The 14,139-nt window shown below is 72.6% G+C and carries 14 protein-coding genes; 5 read left to right on the top strand and 9 right to left on the bottom strand.

What is annotated here, in order from left to right:
• Both ACWDS7_RS16795 and ACWDS7_RS16790 read right to left on the bottom strand, forming a co-directional pair.
• Positions 1–882: acyltransferase family protein (locus ACWDS7_RS16795; RefSeq protein WP_451930028.1), on the bottom strand; the 882-nt coding region annotated here is incomplete at its 3' end.
• A gap of 265 nt (positions 883–1,147) precedes the next feature.
• Complete coding sequence (locus ACWDS7_RS16790) at positions 1,148–1,969, bottom strand: SDR family NAD(P)-dependent oxidoreductase (RefSeq protein WP_451930027.1); 822 nt, start codon at positions 1,967–1,969, stop codon at positions 1,148–1,150.
• Positions 1,970–2,126: 157 nt separating this feature from the next.
• Between ACWDS7_RS16790 and ACWDS7_RS16785 the strand changes: the two genes are divergently transcribed.
• From ACWDS7_RS16785 to ACWDS7_RS16770, 4 genes are all read left to right on the top strand, one after another.
• The gene (locus tag ACWDS7_RS16785) at positions 2,127–4,478 is read left to right on the top strand and encodes a nitrate- and nitrite sensing domain-containing protein (protein WP_451930026.1); all 2,352 of its coding nucleotides are present in this window, start codon (positions 2,127–2,129) and stop codon (positions 4,476–4,478) included.
• Positions 4,478–4,885, top strand: a complete 408-nt coding sequence (locus tag ACWDS7_RS16780) for a roadblock/LC7 domain-containing protein (RefSeq protein ID WP_012887139.1) — start codon at positions 4,478–4,480, stop codon at positions 4,883–4,885. Before ACWDS7_RS16785 ends, ACWDS7_RS16780 begins: the two co-directional genes overlap by 1 nt.
• Before the next feature lie 64 nt (positions 4,886–4,949).
• Positions 4,950–5,297, top strand: a complete 348-nt coding sequence (locus tag ACWDS7_RS16775) for a DUF742 domain-containing protein (RefSeq protein ID WP_306860922.1) — start codon at positions 4,950–4,952, stop codon at positions 5,295–5,297.
• Positions 5,278–5,853 carry a GTP-binding protein gene (locus tag ACWDS7_RS16770; protein WP_306860924.1) on the top strand — a complete coding sequence of 192 codons (576 nt, stop codon included), beginning with the start codon at positions 5,278–5,280 and terminating at the stop codon, positions 5,851–5,853. The genes ACWDS7_RS16775 and ACWDS7_RS16770 overlap by 20 nt, the downstream gene beginning before the upstream one ends.
• A gap of 72 nt (positions 5,854–5,925) precedes the next feature.
• On the opposite strand, the gene ACWDS7_RS16765 is transcribed toward ACWDS7_RS16770, so the two are convergent.
• The 6 genes from ACWDS7_RS16765 to xylA all read right to left on the bottom strand — a co-directional run bounded on the left by ACWDS7_RS16765 (position 5,926) and on the right by xylA (position 12,501).
• Entirely contained in the window at positions 5,926–6,297 is a 372-nt protein-coding gene (locus tag ACWDS7_RS16765; protein ID WP_451930025.1) for a DUF742 domain-containing protein, read from the bottom strand.
• A complete protein-coding gene (locus ACWDS7_RS16760) occupies positions 6,294–6,683 on the bottom strand; it encodes a roadblock/LC7 domain-containing protein (protein ID WP_306860927.1) in 390 nt (129 codons plus the stop codon). Before ACWDS7_RS16760 ends, ACWDS7_RS16765 begins: the two co-directional genes overlap by 4 nt.
• Positions 6,684–6,780: 97 nt before the next feature.
• Entirely contained in the window at positions 6,781–8,991 is a 2,211-nt protein-coding gene (locus tag ACWDS7_RS16755; protein ID WP_451930024.1) for a sensor histidine kinase, read from the bottom strand.
• A 144-nt stretch (positions 8,992–9,135) separates the two neighbouring features.
• Positions 9,136–9,813 carry a DUF998 domain-containing protein gene (locus ACWDS7_RS16750; RefSeq protein ID WP_451930023.1) on the bottom strand — a complete coding sequence of 226 codons (678 nt, stop codon included), beginning with the start codon at positions 9,811–9,813 and terminating at the stop codon, positions 9,136–9,138.
• Between the two features lie 160 nt (positions 9,814–9,973).
• Positions 9,974–11,353 (bottom strand): xylulokinase, encoded by a 1,380-nt coding sequence (gene xylB / locus ACWDS7_RS16745; protein WP_451930022.1) that lies wholly within the window; start codon positions 11,351–11,353, stop codon positions 9,974–9,976.
• Positions 11,350–12,501: a xylose isomerase gene (gene xylA / locus ACWDS7_RS16740; RefSeq protein WP_451930021.1), complete on the bottom strand. Its 1,152-nt coding sequence runs from the start codon at positions 12,499–12,501 to the stop codon at positions 11,350–11,352. Before xylA ends, xylB begins: the two co-directional genes overlap by 4 nt.
• A gap of 78 nt (positions 12,502–12,579) precedes the next feature.
• Between xylA and ACWDS7_RS16735 the strand changes: the two genes are divergently transcribed.
• On the top strand, positions 12,580–13,749 hold the full coding sequence (locus tag ACWDS7_RS16735; protein ID WP_451930020.1) for an ROK family protein: 1,170 nt from the start codon (positions 12,580–12,582) through the stop codon (positions 13,747–13,749).
• Positions 13,750–13,855: 106 nt separating this feature from the next.
• Here the strand turns inward: ACWDS7_RS16735 and ACWDS7_RS16730 are convergent, their stop codons facing one another.
• Positions 13,856–14,077: a hypothetical protein gene (locus ACWDS7_RS16730; protein WP_306860941.1), complete on the bottom strand. Its 222-nt coding sequence runs from the start codon at positions 14,075–14,077 to the stop codon at positions 13,856–13,858.
• Between the last annotated feature and the right edge of the window lie 62 nt (positions 14,078–14,139).

The following is a 14,139-nucleotide window of genomic DNA, read 5'->3' as shown; positions in this document are numbered from 1 at the left end:
GGCCCAGTCCCCGTAGAACCGCTCGGCGACCTTCACCACCAGGCCGTGGAGCAGGTAGGCGTACATGGTCGCCATGCCCAGCCCCGAGTACCAGGTGCGCCGGGACGGCGTGACCGCCAGGAACGCGGCGACCAGCAGCGCCCCCGAGGCGAGCAGGGCCAGCCGGACCAGGCTGCCGGTGAGGTCGTCCACCCCGATCGCGTCGTTGGCGTGCCGCCAGCGGATCCACTCGGTCTTGACCCGGGTGTGCACGGCCAGCGCCACGGCCGCCCCGGCGGCCAGCGTGACCGCCCCCGCGATCCGGACCCGTCGTTGTCTGAGCCACTCGAAGTGCTCCGGCCGGAGCATGAGCCCGAGCACGTAGAACGGCAGCAGCCCGAGCGTGCGGTTCATCGACAGCTCGTCGGGCAGTCTGCTCGTCCCCGACAGCAGTGACAGCGCGACGGCGACCGCCAGCGGCCATCTGAGCTGCTGCCAGACCGGGGTGGACAGCCGCCACAGGAACAGCGACATCAGGAACCAGGTCAGGTAGTACGGGTCGAGCAGGCTGATGTCCAGCTTGCCGTACAGGACGAGGCGGGGCAGCGCGTAGACCAGCTCGAAGATCACGTACGGCACCGCGAGCGCGCTGATCAGCCTGCGCGCCTTCCCCGACGAGAAGGTGAAGTTCCGCGACAGGTAGCCGCTGAGCACGATGAACAGCGGCATGTGGAACAGGTAGACGTAGAAGTACGCCGCGTGCACGGCGGGCACCTCTCGCAGGTCCTCGACCAGGTGCCCGGAGACCACCAGGGTGATGGCCAGGAACTTGGCGTTGTCGAAGAACGGGTCGCGGCCGGCCGAGGGGCGCGCGGACACCCGCAGCGGGGTCGTGACACTCACAGGCCCGGGACCCTAACCGGGCCCGCCCAACGCCCGGCGAACCGCCGGTGGCCGCCCGGGGAACTTCCCCGCGCCCACCGGGCGGCCCCGCCGTACCCACGCCGTCCCCGTGCCCACCGGGCGGCCCACGCCGCCCACGCCGTACCCGCGCCGTCCCCGTGCCCACCGGGCGGCCCACGCCGCCCACGCCGTACCCACGCCGTCCCCGTGCCCACCGGGCGGCCCGCGCCGCCCACGCCGTACCCACGGCGCCGGCGCCTCCCGGCTACGCCCCGGCGCGCAGGGCGACGGCGGCGGAGCTGGCGTCCCAGAGGGCCTGGGCCAGGGCGGGGTCGGTCATCCCCCGGGGGACGGCCGCGGGGGCGCTCCTGGCGAAGTAGCGGCCCGGGTGGGCGGCACCGTCCGGGTGGGTGGCGAGGTGGACCATGGTGCTCGCGCCCTGCTCGGTGGTCTGGCCCATGCCGGGGATGTTCTTCACCATCCACATCATGAACGTCTTCGCGGCGAACTCCGTCTTGATCACACCCGGATGGAAGCAGGTGGCGCTCACTCCCGTCCCGGACAGCCGCCGGGCCAGCTCCACCGTGAACAGCGCGTTGGCCTGCTTGGAGTCGCCGTACTGCAGCCAGCCGCTCCACCGCCGCCGGTCGCGGTTCAGGTCGGCCGGATCGAGGCGCCCGGTCTTGCCGGCCCGGGACGAGGTGGTGATCACCCGGCCGGTCACCCGCTCCAGCAGCAGATTCGTCAGCAGGAAGGGCGCGAGATGGTTCACCTGGATCATCGTCTCGTGACCGTCGCCGGTGAGCGTGCGCGCAGTGGTCATGACGCCCGCGTTGTTGATCAGGACGTCGATCCGGTCGTAGCGGGCCAGCAGCTCCGCACCGAGCCGGCGCACGTCGTCGAGCGAGGTGTAGTCGCAGGTGAAGGTGGCCGGGGCGGTCCCCGAGACCGCCCTCACCCGCTCGGCCACCCGGGCCGTCTTGGCGGGGTCGCGGCCGACCAGGACGACCTGCTGCCCGCGCCGGGCGAGCTCCACCGCGGCGGCCTCGCCGATTCCGGCACTAGCCCCGGTAATCACACTAATCATCAGATCCTCCACTGCGGAAAAACCTTATCGGTGCTAGTCTCCTGTGCGATCTTCCGGAGGCGAATTAATCCCAAAGCAGCACGGGCCTCCACACACTCAGAGGTTGGGACGAGTGGGCATGGGCTCTGGAAACCGGTCGATTCGGTTCAAGATCTTTTTGCTGCTGCTCTTACCCCTGCTGTCGTTGAGCGCGCTGTGGGGCTTCGTCCTCAACCTGACCGTCGGCGACGGGGCCGCCCTGCTCCGGGCCAACAGCGTTTACCAGACCATCGGCGTCTCCTCCACCGAGCTGGGACTCCAGCTCCAGGCCGAGCGTGCGCAGTCCTCGGTGGCGATCACCTCCCGGATCCTTACCAGCGAGATCGGCGAGCAGCGCGGCCGCACCGACCGATCGGTCGAGAAGTTCCGCGAGGCCGCCCTCTCCGACGACTCCCACGGTCCGGAGCTGCGCTCCTCGCTGGACACCCTGATCCGCCAGCTCGACCGGCTCCCGGCCATCCGCGCCGGCATCGACAGCGGCCGCGACATCCGGCTGGAGGTGCTGTCGAACTACAACCGGATCCTCGACTCGGTCTTCCTGCTCTACGACCAGCTCGCCGCGGTCCCCGACCTGTCGATCTTCCAGCAGGCCGCGGCCATGCAGTCGATGGGCAACGCCCGCGAGATGATCGCCAGGGAGAACGCGCTGATCAGCGGGGCCCTGATCGACTACCGGATGACCCCGGGGGAGCGCACCGCCTTCGGCGAGTACGCCGCCACCCGGCGCTTCCTGCACGCGCGCGGACTGTCCGCCCTGGACTCCGAGCTGGGCGACCCCTACCGGGACACCTTCGACTCCACGGCCTTCGAGAAGTTCGTCGCGTTGGAGCGGACCATCGCGGGGACTTCGGGCGAGCACCTGCCGCCCGAGGCCCGCAACTGGAAGACGACCACGAACGGGATCGCGACCTGGCTCGACCAGCTCAACATCGCCTCCTCCAACATGCTGGCCGACCGGGCCCAGTCGGTGGCCACCGGCATCATGGTCCGGATCGGGATCGCCGGCGGGATCGGCCTGATCGCGGTGATCGCCTCGATCATCATCTCGGTCCGCTTCGGCCGCCGCCTGGCCGCCGAGCTGGCCGGGCTCCGCTCGACGGCGCTGGACCTGGCCGACGTACGGCTCCCGCGCGTCGTGGAGCGGCTGCGGCGCGGCGAGGAGGTGGACGTGCAGGCCGAGGCCCCGCCGATCGCCGCGGACGGCTCGATCGAGATCCGCGACGTGGCCCACGCGTTCGACTCGGTGCAGCACACCGCCGTCGAGGCCGCCGTCGGCCAGGCCAACCTGCGCCGCGGCGTCAGCCAGGTCTTCGTGAACCTGGCCCGGCGCAAGCAGGGCCTGCTCCACCGCCAGCTCACCCTGCTCGACAGCATGCAGCGCCGGGCGACCGACCCCGACAGCCTTGAGGACCTGTTCCGGCTGGACCACCTGACCACCCGCATGCGGCGGCACGCGGAGAGCCTGATCATCCTGTCCGGCGCCGCGCCCGGCCGGGCCTGGCGCAGGCCGGTGGCCGTGGTCGACATCGTCAGGGCCGCGATCGCCGAGGTCGAGGACTACAAGCGGGTCAGCGTGCCGCCGATGCCCGACGCCTCGCTCGACGGGGCCGCGGTCGCCGACATCACCCACCTGATAGCCGAGCTGATCGAGAACGCGACGATCTACTCGCCGCCGCAGACCACGGTGACCGTCCGCGGTGACGTGGTGGCCAACGGGTTCGCCGTCGAGGTGGAGGACCGGGGCCTGGGCCTGAGCGCGATGGAGTACGCGGCGATCAACGAACGGCTGGCCAGCCCGCCGGAGTTCGACCTGGCCGACAGCGACCGGCTCGGCCTGTTCGTGGTGGGCCAGCTCGCCGCCCGGCACGGCATCCAGGTCCTCCTGCGCGGCTCGGCGTTCGGCGGCACCACGGCCATCGTGCTCATCCCGCGCGCGGTGCTCGCCGAGACCCCCTCGCCGCTCACCCTGACCGCCGAGCGGCTCACCGAGCGGCCGGCGGACCTCCCCCAGCCCGTGCAGCCCGCCGCGCTCCCTCCGGCCCGCTCCGATTCGGGACTGCCCCGCCGGACGAGGACGGTCCCCTCCGGCGCGAGGCCCCCCGTGCCTCCGCTCGCCGCCCCGACCCTCGCCGTGGTGACCGACCTGCCGGAACTCGGAGCCGACCGCGAGGCGTCCGGCGGGCCCGCCCGCGGCGGGACCGGCGAGCCCGCCCGTGAGACCACCGGGCCGGGGACCCTGCCCCGCCGGGTACGGCAGGCGAACCTCGCACCGCAGCTCCGTCAGGAGGCTCAGGCGCCTGTCGAGCCTGAGCGGGCGGTAGAGCCCCCTGAGGATCCGGAGCAGTCGGAGCGCTCACCGGACGAGGTCCGGGCGCTGTTCTCCGCCTTCCAGGCGGGTGCGCGGCGCGGGCGCGAGGAAGAACACGGAAATGACTTCGCACACCAGACGACAGGCGACAAGGGGGACTGATGACCGGAAAAGTGACTAACACCGGCGAGCTGAACTGGCTCCTCGACGACCTGACCACCAGGGTGGGCGCGGTACGCCAGGCGGTGATCCTGTCCACCGACGGACTCGCCGTCGGTTTCTCCAAGGGTCTCAGCCGGGAGGACGCCGAACACCTGTCGGCGGTCGCGGCCGGGTTCCAGAGCCTGGCGCGCGGAGCCGGACGCCACTTCGGCGGCGGCGAGGTGCGCCAGACCATCGTGGAGATGGAATCGGCGTTCCTGTTCGTCACGGCCGCCGGGCAGGGGACCTGCCTGGCCGTGCTGAGCAGCTCCGACGCCGACGTCGGCCACATCGCCTACGAGATGGCCATGCTGGTCAAGCGGGTCGGCCAGCACATCTCCACCCTTCCACGCCAAGGCCTCTCGTGAGGGAGGCGGGCGCACACGGAGTACACGCGCCGTCCGTTCCCCCAGCCGAAGGCGCGGGGACCGGATGACACAGTGGATGGACGAGGAGGCCGGACCGGTCGTCCGGCCCTACGCGCTCATCGGAGGCCGCACCCGCTCCTCCGGTGACGAGCTGGACCTGATCGCGATGGTCACCGCGACCGGCGCGGTCGCGTCCGGCGGGTTCGTGCCAGGGCCGGAACAGGAACGCATCCTCTCCCTGGTCGTCACCGCGACGTCGGTGGCCGACGTCGCCTCGGAGCTCGACCTGCCGCTCGGCGTGGTCCGCGTCCTCCTCGGCGATCTACAGGATCACCAGCTCATCTCGATCGGGCGCGCTTCGGCGAGCGAGCGCATTCTCAAGGAAGTGATCAATGGACTTCGGGCCCTCTGACGAACCCGTCGCGCTCAAGATTCTCATCGCGGGTGGCTTCGGGGTGGGCAAGACCACGCTCGTCGGCGCGATCAGCGAGATCCGTCCGCTCCGCACCGAGGAGGTGCTCTCCGACCGCGGCATCGGCATCGACGACGTCGAGGGCGTGGAGGGCAAGACGACCACCACTGTCGCGATGGACTTCGGCCGCATCACGATCCGGGAGGGCCTGGTCGTGTACCTGTTCGGCACCCCCGGGCAGGAGCGGTTCTGGTTCATGTGGGACGAGCTGTCCTACGGCGCGCTGGGCGCGGTCGTGCTGGCCGACACCCGGCGGCTGACCGACTGCTTCCCCTCGATCGACTACTTCGAGCAGCGCGGGACGCCGTTCATCGTGGCGGTCAACTGCTTCGACGGCGCCGACCGCTACGAGGCCGAGGATGTGCGGGTCGCCCTCGACCTGGATCCGGACGTGCCGGTGCTGCTGTGCGACGTGCGGCGCCGCGCGTCGGCCAAGACCGTGCTGGTGACGCTCGTGGAGCACTCCCTCAAGGTGCTCACGGCCAGCCAGCGCTGACCTGGTCCGGCAGCCCGCGGCCCAGGCCGCGGACCACCGGCCCGTCACCGCCCTCCCAGCGGCCTCCGGGGGTCACAGCGCCCGGAGGCCGCTGATCACTTCCCGCAGGAGGCTCTCGGCGGGCGCCGTGGCCGCCGGCACCGGCGACCGCACCAGGATCAGCCCCTGGTCCAGCAGGTCCCCCAGCAGCACCCTGATCACCCCGATCGGCAGCCCGACGTCCGAGGCGACCTCCACGATCGGCCGGGTCCGCCGCATCAGGCCGAGCAGCCGCCGGTGCTCCGAGCCCAGGTGCGAGCTGGCGGAGACCGCCGACCCGGTCGCCACCACCATCGACAACAGATCGAACGCGGTGGAGGAGGACCTGGTCCGCCCCCCGGTCAGCGCGTAGGGGCGGACGACCGGTCCCGCCTCCTCGTCGACCCATTCGATGTCGTCGCTCATTGGCCGGCCACCCGCGGGCCGGTGGCCAGATGCTGGCCGACACGGGTGACCAGCCGGGCCATCTCGTAGGCGATCAGTCCCACGTCGGCGGCCCCGGTGGTCATGACCGACAGGCAGCTTCCCTGGCCCGCGGAGGTGACGAAGAGGAACGCGGAGTCCATCTCCACCATCGTCTGGCGTACGGCCCCGCCCCCGAACTGCAGGCTGGTCCCCTTGGCCAGGCTCTGGAAGCCGGAGGCCACCGCTGACAGATGGTCGGCGTCCTCCTTGCTCAGCCCCCGGGACGAGGCCATCATCAGCCCGTCGTTGGACAGGATCAACGCGTGCGATACATCCGCCACGCTCGTGACGAAGTCATCCAGCAGCCAATAAAGCTCACCCGGCACGTGGTAAAACCCCTTCCCCTCTGATGTCACGCTCGTTCTGGGCCCTGGTCGGCCGTGCGGCCCGTGATGGCGGCCGCGCTCCCGATCCCGGACCCGCTCACCGCTCCATACCGCTGTCGTCGTCGCTCTCGCTGTCCGCCCGCCCGCGCCGCCACCCCGCCTGGAGCGAGCTCAGCAGGGCCCGCGCCTCCTCCGGCGACCGCTCCTCGACCTGGGCCACCGGGGCGGGCTCCTGCCGGAGCTTCGGTGAGACGTTCGCCTGGCGCACCCGGCGGGGCAGCCCTCCGTTGCCACGCCGGACCGGCGCCTTCCACAGGTCGGCCGGGACCGGGACCACGGGCTTGGCGGGCCCCGCCGGCCCGGCGGGCTCCGCCGGCTCCGCGGGTCCGGCGATCTCCCGCAGCGCCGGCTCCGGCGACTCGGCCGGCTCCGGGTCGCCCAGCAGGGACTCCGGCAGCAGGATGACCACCCCGGTCCCGCCGTACGGCGAGGTCCGCAGCGTCACGCCGACCCCGTAGCGCGCGGCCAGCAGGCCGACCACCGCGAAACCCAGACGGTCGGTCTCGGCGGGGTCGAGCTCCGGCGGGCTGGCCAGGCGCTCGTTGATCGCGGCCCGCTTGTCCGCGGTCAGGCCCAGCCCCCTGTCCTCGATCTCGATCGTGAAGCCCCGGCCCACCAGCTCGCCCCGGACCGACACCTCGCCGCCGGGCGGGGAGAAGACCGTGGCGTTCTCGATGATCTCGGCGAACAGGTGCATCATGTCCGCCACCGCGCTGCCGACCAGCGTGGTGCCGGGCATCGGATAGATCCGCACCCGGGCGTAGTCCTCCACCTGGGCGGTAGCGCCGCGCAGCACGTCCTCCATCAGGACCGACGAGCGCCACTTGCGACCCGCGGCCCCGCCGGAGAGGATCACCAGGCCCTCGGCGTGGCGGCGCATGCGGGTGGTGAGGTGGTCGAGCCGGAACAGGTTCTCCAGCGCCTCGGGCTCCTCCGCCTGCTTCTGCATCCCGTCGAGCAGCTTGAGCTGGCGCTGCAGGAGGGACTGGCTGCGCCGGGCGAGGTTGCGGAAGGACTGGGCGACGCCGTCGCGCAGCCGGGCCTGCTCCACGGCGGAGTCGACGGCGCGGTGCTGGACGCTGTCGAAGGCGGCGGCGACGTCGTGGATCTCGGAGGTGCTGCCCGGCGGCTTCAGCGAGGGCGCCTCGGCCTCCACGTCCACCACCTCGCCCCGGCGCAGCTTCTCCATGACCCGCGGCAGCCGTATCTCCGCGAGATCCGTCGCGGCCCGCCGCAGGCCGGCGAGCTCCCGGGTGAGCCCGCTGCCCACCCGGTAGGAGACCAGCAGCGACGCGACGACCGCGACGAGGCCGAGCACCCCGGCGATCCCGGCCCTGGCGAAGGTCTCGACGGCCGACGGCATCGCCCGTTCGGACAGGACGGTGGCGGTCGTCGTCACAGACCGCTGGTAGCCGGCCTCCAGTTCGTCGCTGGCGGCCCGCCACTCGGTGGGTGACACCGCGGCCCCGGCCAGCAGCCGCTCCTCCAGGTCGGCGAATCTGGCGTACAGCCGCGAGACGGTCAGCTCGGCGAAGGGCTGGCGCAGTCCCGGCTCCAGCTCGGGCAGCCCCTGCTCCATGAGGAAGACCCGCTTGGTCGACAGCTGCGTGAACAGGCGCAGCTCACCGGGGGTCAGCGCACGGCCGAGCGCCAGCGCCCCGGCCGCCAGCGCCCGCTGGCGGCTGAGGAAGTCCTTGGAGTAGATGATCAGGGCCAGGCCCCGCGACTGCCGGTAGAGCGGCAGGTCGTTGTTGAGGCTCATGGTGGTGAAGAGCCGGTGCAGGGCGTCGGGCACCAGGGCGAAGTCCTTGGAGAGCGCGATCGGCCCGATCCTGCCGTTGTCGACCTTGGCCCGGACCGTGTCGAGCGCGTTCACGCGGCTCATCAGCTCGTCGAAGCGGGCCCTGATCTCCTCGGTCATGGCCGACTGCGCCGAGTCGGCGACCGTCGCCTCGCGGAAGCGCTCGCGGGCCTGGTCGGTCACGGTGCGCTGGCCGGCGAGGGTGGCGCGGTCGGCGGCCGAGCGGCCGGCCAGGTATTCGGCCGACAGCAGGTGCTCGCGCTGGAGTGCGCTGGTCAGGTCGTCACCGGGACTGCCGAAGGAGTCGTACAGCGTGGTGACGGTGAGCAGGCTCATCGATTCGCCGACCGTGACGGTCGCCGCGAAGCCCCACAGTGCGACCAGAGAGGTCAGCGGGATGGCCACCAATACCGAGATCTTGAACCGGATGGACCTGCTCGATGCCATGTCACCTCTACGGTTCGGTCTCGGAGCGCCGGGGCGGGAGACCTCCGGACGATCTCTTAGATCGCCGACGAGGATAGCACTGACTGGTAGCAGTATTCGTATCCTATTTGTGACCTGTCATGAACAGTCATGAGAACTGACAAGTCAGCCGAGAGCCGTGCGTGAGGCGTGGGCCGCGCGCGGGGCCTCCGGGGCGCGGGCGCCGCTCCGCCTCCAGGTGAGCCGCGCCAGCTGTACGGCCAGCACGCCGGCCAGCGCGACCTCGGTGCCCAGCAGCACCCGTTCGACGAGGCCGATCAGCACCCGGTCGCCGGGGAGCGCCACGTAGGTGATCGCCAGCAGTCCGAAGCCGCCGGCCAGCGCCAGCCACTCCACCGGCCCGGACACCGCCCGCCACCGCTCGTCCTCCCTGAACCGCGCCACCATCAGCCCGCCGGCCACGGGCATGGCGACGAACGCGGCGATCGACACGTAGCGGTGCACCTGCGCGGTCAGGTCCAGCGCCAGCCCCGGGGCGGTGGTCGGCACGATCGCGATCACCACCAATGCGGCGCTCCACACCAGCATCAGCCGCTCCGCCACCGCGCCGACCGGCGCCCTGGCCGCCCGCAACCCCGCGACCAGCGCGAAGGAGGCGATCCCCAGGGCCGCCATGGCGAACTCGGTCGCTCCCCCGCGGTCCAGGGTGGCGTACTCGCTGATCGTCAGATTGAGCGGGTCCAGATACGGATCCGGATCGATCTGACCGATGATCGTGGCCCCCGTGGCCATCACGATCCCGGCGCAGGCGATCAGCGGGTAGAGCCTCTTCAACGCGAGCATGCGCCAAGACTGTCCCGCGGAGCCCCTTCCATACATCCGGCGACGCCCCTGAGCCGACCCTGACCCACCCCTGAGAAGGTGGCGGCCCCCTGAGAAGGCGCGGCGGCGGTGAGCGGGGCGGGTGGGCGGCGCCCGCCCCGGACGCCGGCGCGGCGGGCCGTCAGCGCCCGGCGCGGACCTCGGCGTAGCGGGCCCGCACCGCGGGCGTGGCGTCGGCCTCGTAACGTGCGGCCCCGCCCGCCTGCCAGGCCGGGGGCTCGTCACCGCCGCCGAGCAGCCAGGCCGCCTGCCTGGCCGCCCCGTCCGCGACGTACTCCCCCGGCTCGGGGACGATCACGGGCCGTCCGAAGACCGCCGGGGCGATCCGCCGTACGGCCTCCGACCTGGCGCCGCCCCCGATGAGCAGCACCCGGGCCGGGTCCAGCCCCAGGGCGTCGAAGGCGTCGGCCATGTGGCAGAGCAGACCCTCCACCGCGGCCCTGGCCAGGTGCGCGGGGGTCGAGGTGCCCAGGGTCAGGCCGTGCAGCGACCCGGTGGCCTCGGGGAGGTTCGGGGTCCGCTCGCCCTCCAGGTACGGCACGCAGACCAGGCCGTCCGCCCCGGCGGGGGCCTCCAGGGCGAGCTGCCCGAGCCGGTCGAGGCCGACCCCGAGCATCCGGGCGGCGGCGTCGAGCACCCGGGCCGCGTTGAGCGTGCACACCAGCGGCAGGAACCGCCCGGTGGCGTCGGCGAACCCGGCGACGGCGCCCCCGGGGTCGGCGCTCGGGCTCCCGGCGACCGCGAACGCCGTCCCGGAGGTCCCGATCGACACGACCACGTCCCCCGGCGCGGCCCCGACCCCGAGGGCCGCGGCCATGTTGTCGCCGGTCCCGGGGGCCAGCCGGACCGGTCCCCGGGCGCCGCCGGGGGCGCGCAGCTCGCCCGCCGGGTCACGGGGCCCCAGCACGCGCGGCAGCTCGGGGACGGCGCCGAAGGCGGCCCGGAGGAGGTCGGTCCGGTAGGAGCCGGTCGCGGGCGACCAGTATCCGGTCCCGGAGGCGTCGCCCCGGTCGGTGACGAACTCCCCGCCCAGCCGCCACGTGAGCCAGTCGTGCGGCAGGCACACGCTCGCCGTGCGGCGGGCGCTGGCGGGCTCGTGCTCGGCCAGCCAGCGGAGCTTGGTCACGGTGAACGACGCGACCGGCACGCTGCCGACCGCCTCGGCCCACCTCAGCGGCCCGCCCAGCTCCTCCACCAGGTCCCGGGCGGCCCCGGCGGAGCGGGTGTCGTTCCACAGCAGCGCGTCGCGCACGACGGCGCCGGACTCGTCCAGGCAGACCATGCCGTGCTGCTGGGCGCCGACGCTCATGGCCGCGACGCCGTCCAGCCCGCCCGCCCGCGCGATCGCCTCCCGCAGCGCCGTCCACCAGGCCTCCGGGTCGACCTCGGTCCCGCCCGGATGGTCGGCGCGCCCCTGCCGGACCAGGGCGCCCGTCTCGGCGTCCCTGATCACCACCTTGCAGCTCTGGGTCGATGAGTCGACCCCGGCCACGAGGGTCATCCGCGGACCCCGAGGAGGTGCTCCAGGGCGAGCTGGTTCAGGCGGGAGAAGTGGAAGCCGCGCGCGGCGGCCCGGTCGAGGTCGAAGTCGTCGCGCTGCAGGTCCTCCAGCGTCTCGCCGGGGGCCAGGGTGGGCTCGGACAGCTCGGCGACCCGGCTGGCGGCGAGCGCCTCGGCGACCTCGGGGTCGGCGCGGAAGGCCCTCGCCTTCTCCTTCAGGATCAGGTAGGTACGCATGTTCGCCGCCGCCGAGACCCAGACGTCCTCGGCGTCCTCGGTCCGCAGCGGCTTGTAGTCGAAGTGCCGCGGGCCGTCGTAGCCGCCGTTCTCCAGCAGGTCCACCAGGAAGAAGGAGTTCTTCACGTCGCCGTGGCCGAAGACCAGGTCCTGGTCGAACCGGGGGCCGTGCTGGCCGTTGAGGTCGATGTGGAAGAGCTTGCCGTGCCAGAGCGCCTGCGCGACGCCGTGCGCAAAGTTGAGCCCGGCCATCTCCTCGTGGCCGACCTCGGGGTTGAGGCCGACCCGCTCGGAGTGCTCCAGCTCGTTGATGAACGCCAGCGCGTGGCCGACGGTCGGCAGCAGGATGTCGCCGCGCGGCTCGTTCGGCTTGGGCTCGATGGCGAACCTGATGTCGTAGCCCTTGTCGATCACATAGGAGGTCAGCAGGTCCATGCTCTCCTTGTAACGGCTGAGCGCGGCCCTGATGTCCTTGGCGGCCCCGGACTCGGCGCCCTCGCGGCCGCCCCAGCAGACGTAGGTGGTCGCGCCGAGCTCGGCGGCCAGGTCGACGTTGCGCATCACCTTCCGCAGGGCGTAGCGGCGCACGTCGCGGTCGTTGCTGGTGAAACCGCCGTCCTTGAAGACCGGATGGGTGAACAGGTTCGTGGTGGCCATCGGGACCTTCAGACCGGTCTCCGCCAGCGCCTTCCTGAAACGCTCGACGGCCTTGTCCCGGTCCGGCTCGACGGCCAGCAGGTCGTCGTCGTGGAAGGTGACACCGTACGCACCGAGCTCGGCGAGGCGGTGGACGCTCTCGACCGGGTCGAGCGGGGCCCGGCTCGCGTCCCCGAACTGGTCGCGGGCCTGCCAGCCGACGGTCCACAGCCCGAAGGTGAAGCGGTCCTCGGGCCTGGGCGTGTAGTCGCTCATGTGCGGTCCTCCGATTTAATCCACTTAATGGACTTAATATGGGGCGGGGAGATGGGATCGTCAAGGGGTGGGTGTTCCATGACGCAGGCCGTACGCCATGACTCCATGCGCGCCCGCAACCTCGGCGTGGTCCTGGCCGAGGTCCGCAGGAGCGGGCCGATCACCCGTGCGGCCCTGGCCGAGATCACCGGGCTGACCAAGACCACGGTGTCCAAGATGGTCGGCGACCTGCTCGACGCGGGCATGGTCACCGAGTCGGGCGCGCTGCGGGACGGCGAGCGCGGCCGGCCGGGCACGGCGGTCAGCCTCAGCGGGCACCGGGTCGGGGCCCTCGGCCTGGAGATCAACGTCGACTACCTGTCCGCGTGCGTCGTGGACCTCACTCTCGCGGTACGGCTGCGCCGTGCACAGGCTGTGGACAACCAGGGCGGCTCGCCTGTGGAAACCATGTCTCACCTGCAAGAACTTGCCCACATGGTTGTGGATGAAGCCCGTGCGGAAGGTCTCGTCATCGCCGGATCCGCCCTCGCCGTCCCCGGTCCTGTGGACGGCGGGCTGCTCCACGCCGCCCCCAACCTCGGCTGGCACGACGTCCGCGTGGGCGACCTGCTGGACTTCCCGGTAGCCGTGGAGAACGAGGCCAACCTCGCCGCGCTGGGCGAGCTCTGGTTCGGCTCGGGCCCCGGCGACTTCCTCCACGTGTCCGGGGAGATCGGTATCGGCGCCGGCCTGGTGGTCGGGGGCGCCCTGTTCCGCGGCGCCCGCGGCCTCGCGGGGGAGCTGGGCCATGTGGTCGTCTTCCCCGACGGCCCCGCCTGCCGCTGCGGCGGCCGGGGCTGCCTGGAGCAGTACGCCGGGCAGGAGGCCCTCCTGCGGGCGGCCGGCCTGCGCGGGGTGCCCGAGCTCGTGGCGGCCCTCCAGGCGGGCGAGAGCGGCGCGCTGCGCGCCTGCGAGCGCGCCGGGCAGGCGCTCGGCGTGGCCCTCACCTCCGCCGTCCACCTGATGGACCCCGGGACGGTCGTGCTGGGCGGCGTCTTCGCCCCGCTGTTCCGGTGGATCCACGGCCCGGCCCACGACACGATGACCGCCCGGCTGGCCGGGATGCGCCACGCCGTGCCCGAGCTCACGGTCTCCCGGCTCGGCGGCGACGCCGCGTCCCTCGGCGCCGCCGGGCAGGTCATCCACCGGATCGTCGCCGACCCCGGGGCCCACCTGGCCGCCGCCCGGACGGCCCCCGGCCCGCACTGACCCTCCGGGCGCCGCGCAGGGCCCGCGGAGCCCCGTGGGGGGCCGCGGCCTCTCCGGACCGGCGGCCGTCGGTCCCGGGGACCTCGCGGGCCCCCGGGACCGGCGGCTACAGCCCGGACGGGTCCCGGCCCACGCTGATCTCCTCGGCGATCCGCCGGAGCCCGTGGTCGTCCAGGCCCGGCACGCCGACCAGCCGGCGGCGGAGCACGTCGAACACCTGGGACACCTCCACCCCGGCGTAACCCACCGCGACCTCGTGGACGGTCCGGAAAAGCGCGCGCTCCGCGTCGCGATCGGCGTACGTCCGGATCAGAGAAGCCTCCGCCATGTGCGCATCCCCCTGTCGAGTCGAATGGTCGGGAGCAACCGTACGACGGAAGAGCCTCGGTC

This window comes from Streptosporangium sp. NPDC003464, from assembly GCF_053588315.1.
This window is presented reverse-complemented; position numbering and strand designations above follow the sequence as displayed.